Annotated in this window: 8 protein-coding genes; 3 read left to right on the top strand and 5 right to left on the bottom strand. The window is 39.4% G+C overall.

Translation table 11 applies throughout. The annotated features are described in order from the left end of the window. Window positions 1–171 precede the first annotated feature (171 nt). Window positions 172–543 carry a hypothetical protein gene (locus CK510_RS21700; RefSeq protein ID WP_095723676.1) on the top strand — a complete coding sequence of 124 codons (372 nt, stop codon included), beginning with the start codon at window positions 172–174 and terminating at the stop codon, window positions 541–543. 40 nt (window positions 544–583) lie between these two features. On the opposite strand, the gene CK510_RS21695 is transcribed toward CK510_RS21700, so the two are convergent. The 5 genes from CK510_RS21695 to CK510_RS21675 form a co-directional block, all read right to left on the bottom strand. Then, a complete protein-coding gene (locus CK510_RS21695) occupies window positions 584–1,228 on the bottom strand; it encodes an HAD-IA family hydrolase (protein ID WP_095723675.1) in 645 nt (214 codons plus the stop codon). Continuing rightward, window positions 1,203–2,177: a tRNA epoxyqueuosine(34) reductase QueG gene (gene queG, locus CK510_RS21690; protein ID WP_095723674.1), complete on the bottom strand. Its 975-nt coding sequence runs from the start codon at window positions 2,175–2,177 to the stop codon at window positions 1,203–1,205. Before queG ends, CK510_RS21695 begins: the two co-directional genes overlap by 26 nt. A 307-nt stretch (window positions 2,178–2,484) precedes the next feature. After that, a complete protein-coding gene (locus CK510_RS21685; RefSeq protein ID WP_095723677.1) occupies window positions 2,485–2,907 on the bottom strand; it encodes an ATP-binding protein in 423 nt (140 codons plus the stop codon). A 3-nt stretch (window positions 2,908–2,910) separates the two neighbouring features. Beyond that, window positions 2,911–4,533 carry a SpoIIE family protein phosphatase gene (locus CK510_RS21680; protein ID WP_095723673.1) on the bottom strand — a complete coding sequence of 541 codons (1,623 nt, stop codon included), beginning with the start codon at window positions 4,531–4,533 and terminating at the stop codon, window positions 2,911–2,913. Window positions 4,534–4,911: 378 nt separating this feature from the next. Continuing rightward, window positions 4,912–5,637, bottom strand: a complete 726-nt coding sequence (locus CK510_RS21675; protein WP_095723672.1) for a response regulator — start codon at window positions 5,635–5,637, stop codon at window positions 4,912–4,914. Window positions 5,638–6,519: 882 nt separating this feature from the next. Here CK510_RS21675 and CK510_RS21670 point away from each other — a divergent pair. Beyond that, on the top strand, window positions 6,520–7,278 hold the full coding sequence (locus tag CK510_RS21670) for a WecB/TagA/CpsF family glycosyltransferase (protein ID WP_095723671.1): 759 nt from the start codon (window positions 6,520–6,522) through the stop codon (window positions 7,276–7,278). Window positions 7,279–7,420: 142 nt separating this feature from the next. Beyond that, window positions 7,421–8,251 (top strand): DUF928 domain-containing protein, encoded by an 831-nt coding sequence (locus tag CK510_RS21665; RefSeq protein ID WP_211293252.1) that lies wholly within the window; start codon window positions 7,421–7,423, stop codon window positions 8,249–8,251. Window positions 8,252–8,392: the final 141 nt, after the last annotated feature.

Genomic DNA, 8,392 nt, shown 5'->3' with positions numbered 1-8,392 from the left:
GAGAAAATCATAACCCTAACTTCTTACAAGGTCAGAGATATAATAGTATCTACCTTTTTACAGATCCATTACTCTATCAATAGGTATCTATACATAGCTCCCTATATTGATAAACTCAGAGCGTTGATACAAATGCGTAAATCTTCTCAATAGTATATCAAGAGTAAAATCATGGCAGACGAAATTAAAACTAACCCTGCGGAAGCCTCAACCCACGATGCACAATTACTTGCCGAAAATATCGTTACTGGTGAAGAAAAAGCACCATCAGTTAACTTTGAAGCAGACTATGCAGCAGCACAGGAAATGAGTGTTAGTGAAGTAGCGAAAACACCAGAAGGTGCAAAATTAGCAGAAGCGGCAGTTGCACCAAAATATGAAATCACAAAACCCGAAGAGACAGAAACCGTAGCAGTTGAAACCGGAAATCGTGACGATTTTATGGATATGGCAAATGAAATGGCTTCCGGGAATGAAGCTATTACAAGTGTTGATGATGATTTGATTAAAAAAGCATTAGAAATGGGTAAACCCGGTAAATAAGCGAAAATAGAAAGATAAATAATATTGTTTAGAGACGTGGTTATTCATCATGTCTCTCTTCAATCACATCCAATAATTCTCTCGGATGATTAATCAGAAAATCAGGTTTTTGCCTCGACAAAATATCATAGGAATTAAAACCCCAAGTTACCGCAACCACCTTTATATTTGCTTTTTTCGACGCTTCAACATCACGTGTTTCATCTCCCACATAAATAACTTCTTGCAGCTTAAGTTGTTTTTGCCGCAATACATTATTGATTATTGTCGTCTTCCCAAAAATTGTCACACCAGAGCAAACAAACTCAAACAAATCGTCCATTTGATTTATTCTCAAAAATTCGCTTACATTCTCTTGGGAATTAGAAGTAATAATTCCCAATCTATGGGTTTTATTTTTCAACTCCATAAGTGCTTCATTAATTCCATCAATCGGTTTTAATTCCGGAATTTTATCTTTTAATTCCGATTTAACTTTTTTGACTAGAAAAGGAATTTTAAACACTGAAATCCCTGAATAACTAATAATTTCCCTTGATGTCAGATTCCTTAATATAGCTAGTTCTTCGGGTGTAATTTGAATATAACCAAACTCCACAGCTAAACGATTCGCCACATTTACGAGTGCATCCACAGTGTCCGCTATTGTACCGTCAAAATCAAAGATAATCACTTTCTTCGTCATGCTTTTGCCTGGATGCTTCAAGATTTGCACTTGCATTCCTTCGTAACATTTCTGGCTTAATTCGTCTCAACGCTGATGCTGGAAATTGTTTATCCCACTCTTCGTCTGAGATTGCCGCTAATTCTACCAACTTAGGCGCTAAATTCCCAGTATATGGTTCAAATTCTGACACATTTGTGTTTTTTGCAAAACGTTGATTCCAAGGACATACATCTTGACAAATGTCACAACCTGCTACCCAACCTTGTAAATTCGACTTAATCTCCTCAGGTAATGCTTCGCTACGATTTTCAATTGTATGGTAAGCGATACAAAGATTTGCATCCACAACCCCAGGATTCGCGATCGCATTCGTGGGACATGCATCAATACAACGGGTACAAGTTCCACAATGTTCGCTATGGGGTTGATCGGGGACTAATTCTAAATTCGTCACCACTTCCCCCAAAAACACCCACGAACCATATTCCCGCGTAATTACATTACCATTCTTGGCAATCCAACCAATCCCTGCCCGTTGCGCCCAAACTTTATCTTGCACTGGTCCTGTATCTGCATAATACCGTGCCTTGACTCCATCGGAAAGCGATTCTAGCCAAATACTTAGGGCTTTCAACTTCTTGTGCATTATTTTATGATAATCTCGTCCCCAGCCATAACGGGATATTTTCCCATACTCTTCTCCTTCGGGACGTTGATGTGTAGTATAGTAATTTAACGCTACACATATGAGCGATCGCACGGACGGCATGACCAATTTGATATCCTGACGTTTCGGGTTTGCCATCCATGCCATATCGGCTTGATAACCCAATGTCAACCAGCCTTGTAACTTCTTTACCGCTTGCGTTTCCATCCCATCGGGTTCCGCAATCCCTACCAGATGAAACCCTAACTCTAAGGCTTTTTCCTTAACTTTATTGCTGCTGACTCTAGGTAATTGATTCATTTATCTTGTTTAACTTTTGCTAAATCAGCTGCAATCGAGATTATACGCTATAGAGTCAATATAAACAAATATTTAAGTTTTTTATCAGCAGTTTTCAGTTAAGAGAACACCAAAAAATAAATTCTCCAAAATTGTAGGGGCAAACGGTTGTTTGCCCTCATTTCTATTGTCATTCAAATCAGAAGAATAGCCGAAAGTCCCTTTTTTCGGCATATTTTATTAAAACTAGAATTGTTAAATAAGTTTACAATTCGCTTAAAGTGCTTTCTTAAAGTGCTGTCATCAAACTTCGAGAAATAACAGACTTTTAAGCAGTTTCTGGTAAAGTAGTTTCCAACTTTAAGCAATTACCACCATTAACCTGTAATTGGTACTCAACTTTATCCATTAACCGATTCATAATCAGCCAACCATAACCACCTTCCTGCTTGTCAGCAGGGCTTGGAGGCAAGTATTCTGATATTTCAAAGCCATCACCTCGATCCCAAATTTCCAAAGCAATTTCCCGTTGTTCAAGATGCAAACGGATTAAAATGGGGGCATTTGGATGGTCTCTGTGGGCATGACGGACAGCATTTGAGTAGGCTTCAACTAATACTAGTCGTAAACGATTTGATTGTTTCGACCAATCAACCGATTGTCCTAATTCAACTTTAAGACATCCCAGCAGCCACTCCTCTACAATCGTTAAAAACTTCAAGTCACTTGGTACGTGAAGCTCTGTCTTCATCATTTACAAAACCTCCAAGGCAAGTATAGTTTGGTCATCTTCTTGAGTATCTGTATCTGCTTGGATACGAGCTAGTAAATTGTCGAGACACAGAGGTTTTTTTTGCTTTTGCAGTAGTTTCCACAAACCATCTGGCTTCAGCATCGAATTATCAAATATTGCCTCTGTGATGCCATCACTAGCTAGCAGTAGGGTATCTCCGGTGGAAAGCAACATAGTTCCTGATTTTGCTTGCCATTTTGGTAAAATTCCCAAAGGAACACCACGGGTTTCCAAATACTGGGGTTCTTCGCTGCTGCTGGCATGGCGAGACCATACCAAAGGGTAGACATGACCAGCATTGGCGTACACTAGTTCTTTGGTAGCAGGAGTGTAACGCGCTAAAACTAAGGTGATAAAGTAGTTGTTGCTGATTAAATCATCACACAAAGCATGATTGAGGTTTTGCATCACCACATTCGGCATTGCAGGTGTTTCCTGGGATAGTTCGCGACGTAAAACAGATATTGCGCTAGCCATAAATAAGGCTGCGGGAACACCTTTACCTGAGACATCTCCCACAGCTACCCATAAATCACCTTTGGGATGGACAAATACCTCGAAAAAATCCCCTCCCACTTCCCGTGCTGGTAAACAACAGGCTTGGATTTTGGCATTATTGATTTGTGGTAATTGTTGCCGCAGGAGATTGTTTTGGATTTGACGAGCAACTTCTAACTCCAGGTGGATTTGTTCTTGTTTTTCTTGAAGTCGTTGATAGAGTTTTGCTTGGGAAACTGCCAGTGCTGCTTGCTCAGAAACACCTGCGATTAGCTGGATATCCTCTTCCTTCCAGGGGCGATCGCGTCGATATTGGCATAAAGTCAATATGGCGAGTAGTTGCTGCTGGTAAATTAGCGGCATTACGAGTTGATAGCAAGGATAACTTTCGTCCCAAGTTTTGCTCAGTTGGTATTTTCGAGTTGCCAAAACCTCGTTAATTAAAGCTTCTGGCTCTATCGGAAAACATTTCTCATCCGACTTCGAGTCTTGATAAGAAAATTCATCGATTGTGATGCGATCGCTCTCTACCGGACGTAAAAAGCAATAGGTAGCATCAAAACTCTGTCCAAGGGTAGCTACAATTTTTTGCAGCATACTGCGATAATCAAGGGATTCGCGAATAGCTGTAGTCACAGCATTAAATAGCGATTCCCGCCGCAAAGCACGGCTTAATTCCTGAGTGCGTTTTTTGACAACGCGATACGTGTCCGCAGCTTGTTCAACAACATCCTTAAGACGATCGGGTTTCCAAGGTTTAGTAATATACTTGAACACCTGACCTGAATTAATCGCGTCAACCAAATCCTCGACATCCGTAAAACCAGTCAGCAAAATCCGAATTGTATCGGGGAATCGCTCCACTGTCAGGCTCAGAAACTCCGTACCGTTCATCTCAGGCATTCTTTGGTCTGAGATAATTACAGCCATTTCCCCCTCTTTTTCGAGAATATCGATCGCACTCAGGGCATTGCTAGCTTTGAAAACATGAAAATCTCGCCGAAAAGTACGGTAGAGTAATTCTAGGTTATCCGGTTCATCATCTACCACCATCAGCTTTAATCTTTCTAACCCTGTTTCAGCCATACTTGACTTTGGTCTCGTACTTGTTTAAGGGCGATATAGTCTAAAATTTCTAAAATATAGAATTTAAGATCATCATCCCCAGCCTGCAAAACATAAAGAAGAACGCAGAACGTAGAACACAGAATCCAGCCCAGAATTAATAGAGTATATATTAACACATAGTTTCCTAATGTGTTGCCGTTTTTAGATGGCTCATAAACCCTCTGATTACAAGCTTATACCCACATAATTTCCATTTGTATCCCGATTCCCGACCACCGTATTTCTTCTTGGTAAATTGCATCCTTATTTACAGAGTACCCAGTTTTAGTAACAGAATTTACAAGAGTTTTACAATTTTGTTTCATAACCTAATCTATGTTATGTATACGTGAACTATTAACCTACCAAGCCAGAACGTAAAGCGCGAACAGCAGCTTGGGTACGGTCATCCGCACATAATTTGTTTAATATATTACGGACATGAGTTTTGACAGTACCGACTGTAATATAAAGTCTTTCGGCGATAATAGCATTGCTGCAACCTTCCACAATCAACTGTAAAACCTCTAATTCCCGTTCAGTTAAGGCATAGGGTTCAATCGTATCCTCTGCTGATTCTGTCCCATTAGAAATTTTGCGTCCAGATTTCGCTTCAGAAGTTGCACTTTCCGACTTCGGGGGATTTTGCTGGGCTTGTTGAAGAACAATTCGCGCGATCGCAGGATCAATCCAAGCATTCCCATTATAAGTAACGCGGACAGCTTCTAATAAATTATCGTACTTAGTATCCTTCATGCAGTACGAATCCGCACCAGCCGCAAAAGCCGCCAAAACAGCTTCCTTATTGTCCCGAAGCGTCAAAATTAATACTTTAGTTCCACTTAAATCATCAACACCAGTCGCTGATTTTACCTCTCGTGTCAGTTCGATTCCATCTTTGTCTGGTAAACCAATATCGACAATGGCAACATCTGGATGTAAAGCATTTAACAACTTTAGCCCATCCGCAGCATTTGCAGCCTCTCCAACAATCTCAATTTCGTCCCTTTGCTGTAAAGCAGTTCGGATACCCACACGCGTGAGGTCATGATCTTCGATTAGAGCAATACGCATTTTACTCATCATATTTCTCAGTAACTTTTGATACTCTTGCTTATAAAATCATTAAGTCGATTCACCTTTTAATTGGATAGTTATCTATCTAATCTCTTAGTTAGAAACCAGCAGAAGGTGAAGGTAGATTTCTTCGCCTGTCTCACTATTGACTGTAAAATCGAGTTTACGAATAAAGTCGTACAAGATGTAACTTCAAGCATCTTTACAAAACTAAAAAATAGAGTTCCCTCAATCAAGCTAGTAACGTCAGGAAATATTTGCTCCGTAGCTTTTACCTCCAGCATCAGCTTCTATGAAAGAAAATTCGAGTTAAATTTAAGCCAAACCTCAAGAAAGGATTATTTTAACCTTTAAAACAGCACCTTTTATTAAATTAGTCTAATTCTGTCGTTGCCCGTTAAGATACATAGGTGAGTACTGTTTCTAGACAGAGTTTTCGTTTTTCGGTTTTAATAACCGTGCCTTCTACTTCCGATCGGATGGTTTTAGTCCAAGCCAAATTAAGCAAATATTTATTTGTAGTGAATTTTAGCCTATATTTATATTGAAAAATAATTACTGTGATACAACTTTGACAATAAAAAATATTCTTACTGAGATAAATTCCTTAGAGTAAGCCACAAAATGAATGATCCTGTGTTGTCATGCTGTAGCAAGCTACAGAATGACCGAAGAGCATTTCTTTCTGTGGAGTTCACTTAGTGACCCAACTTAAAAAGTAAAATAGATTAGTATTTCTTAGTACATAATTCTGACTCAGAATAATACAATTTCAGCAACAGTAATAAGAAAATAGTAGTTGTTACAAATAAGACCAATGACATTAGGAATAAATTTGATAAACTAGCTTCATTAGAGTATGGTGTGAGGCTAATTAAAAATAGGCTTATGTCTAATCCGCCTAAATTATTTTCGGTATTAGGGCTACCAGTTCACGTGATGGCGAACTACCCCAACTGGTTGCTAGAACGCGTGCAATCAGGTCAAGGAGCGCATGTAGTCACGCTCAACGCGGAAATGACGATGCAAGCAGAGCAAAATAAACCCCTTGGGGAAATTATTCGCAACGCCGAGCTAGTAATTCCTGATGGTGCAGGAGTTGTTTTGTATTTACGCTTGTTGCTCCAGCAGAATGTCCAACGCGCCCCCGGAATCGAACTTGCAGAAAACCTACTACATAGTATAGAGCGATCGCACTCTCAAGCTAAAGTATTTTTCTACGGTGGAGCTCCTGGAGTGGCACAAAAAGCTGTAGATTATTGGCAGCAGCAAGCACCAAAATTACAAGTAGTAGGTACAAATTCTGGATATCACTCACCAGAGGAAGAACAGCAATTAAAACAAACCCTTGCCCAAATTCAGCCTCAAGTGATTTTGGTTGGCTTAGGAGTTCCCCGTCAAGAAATCTGGATTGCCCAAAATCGTCATTTGTGTCCGCAAGCAATTTGGATTGGTGTTGGTGGCAGTTTTGACATTTGGTCGGGAACAAAAACCCGTGCCCCAGCTTGGTTGGGTAACAACAATTTAGAGTGGTTATATAGGCTATATCAAGAACCTTGGCGCTGGAAACGAATGCTAGCGTTACCTGAGTTTGCCTGGAAATCAATAGTATATTCAGTCACAGGTAAGGATGTAGTTGCTCATTAAGGGGAACACCCCTGTAATAAATTCCCCAATCCTTTGTAGGGGCAAACAACCGTTTGCCCTTATTCATATTTCATCCAAGCAAACAATGCTATGTGTAGTTGGAATATTTTATTTTCTGTAAGTCTCTATTTCCAAAACTAACGTGCGTAAACAGTTGATTTCAAAAATTTACTTGTCCCTGATATTAAGCTGGCTTATTTTCGGTTTACCTGCTGCCGTATATGCGGTCAATTTTCGCGGACAAAATTTTATCCTATCCAGCGCAGGTAGCAAACAAAATTCACGCATCAAATTTAAAAAACCTCCTAGTCGAGGTTTGCCAGCCAAACGTGAAGCGGGAGGTACACGTAGATATGGGAGTAGCTGTTTTACACCAGGAACAACTCTCACATTACTGCTACCAGAAGATGGCTTTGGTTTGACTACTTCTGCATATCCACGATTCTTTTGGTATGTTCCAGCGAATACTGCACAAAGGGTAGAGTTTTCCCTCTATCGCGTAAATAGGAAAACTCAAGCAAAACAATTGGTTTATAAACAATCTTTGCAACCGACTCAAGAAGCAAAAGTAGAAAGTATTGAATTACCCAAAAATCGCCAAGTTTCACCTTTAAAGATTAATCAACTATATCAATGGTCGGTGACAGTATTTTGTACACAGCAAAACGATGGTTCTGAAGTATCAAGAACTGTGGAAGGTTGGTTAGAGCGTATTACCCTGCCTCAAAATATCGTCAGGAAGTTACAAACACTTAGTCCCAAAAATAGATTAGCTGTATATGCAGAGCGGGGATTATGGTTTGATTTACTTTCTACTTTAGCACAATTGCATTATTGTCGTCCTTCAGATGTTTCTTTATCTAATATGACTGCCGATATATTTGAGCAAGTTGAATTATCTGAATTAACCCAATCTTTCACCACCACAAAATTAAATTCTCTATCAACAAAGCATTTTTGTATCAATCATTGAAATTATCATTTCTCTAAGAGCAAAGAAATTTCTCGCAAAAAAAGCAGGTTATGTACCTGCTGTCAAATGTTTTGATATTAAATCAAACAAAATTTTACAACTTGCCTAGATACTAAACACAAATTAAGATTCGTATAGTAT

Origin of the sequence: Brunnivagina elsteri CCALA 953, from assembly GCF_002289455.1 — a bacterium.
Taxonomy (GTDB): domain Bacteria; phylum Cyanobacteriota; class Cyanobacteriia; order Cyanobacteriales; family Nostocaceae; genus Brunnivagina; species Brunnivagina elsteri.
The sequence above is the reverse complement of the archived record's forward strand: the minus strand, read 5'-3'. Positions and strand labels throughout refer to the sequence as shown.

Coding starts and splice junctions, on each gene's coding strand:
- CK510_RS21670 (WP_095723671.1), top strand. CDS start 6,520: ATGTCTAATCCGCCTAAATTATTTTCGGTATTAGGGCTACCAGTTCAC.
- CK510_RS21695 (WP_095723675.1), bottom strand. CDS start 1,228: ATGACGAAGAAAGTGATTATCTTTGATTTTGACGGTACAATAGCGGAC.
- queG (WP_095723674.1), bottom strand. CDS start 2,177: ATGAATCAATTACCTAGAGTCAGCAGCAATAAAGTTAAGGAAAAAGCC.
- CK510_RS21675 (WP_095723672.1), bottom strand. CDS start 5,637: ATGAGTAAAATGCGTATTGCTCTAATCGAAGATCATGACCTCACGCGT.
- CK510_RS21680 (WP_095723673.1), bottom strand. CDS start 4,533: ATGGCTGAAACAGGGTTAGAAAGATTAAAGCTGATGGTGGTAGATGAT.
- CK510_RS21700 (WP_095723676.1), top strand. CDS start 172: ATGGCAGACGAAATTAAAACTAACCCTGCGGAAGCCTCAACCCACGAT.
- CK510_RS21685 (WP_095723677.1), bottom strand. CDS start 2,907: ATGAAGACAGAGCTTCACGTACCAAGTGACTTGAAGTTTTTAACGATT.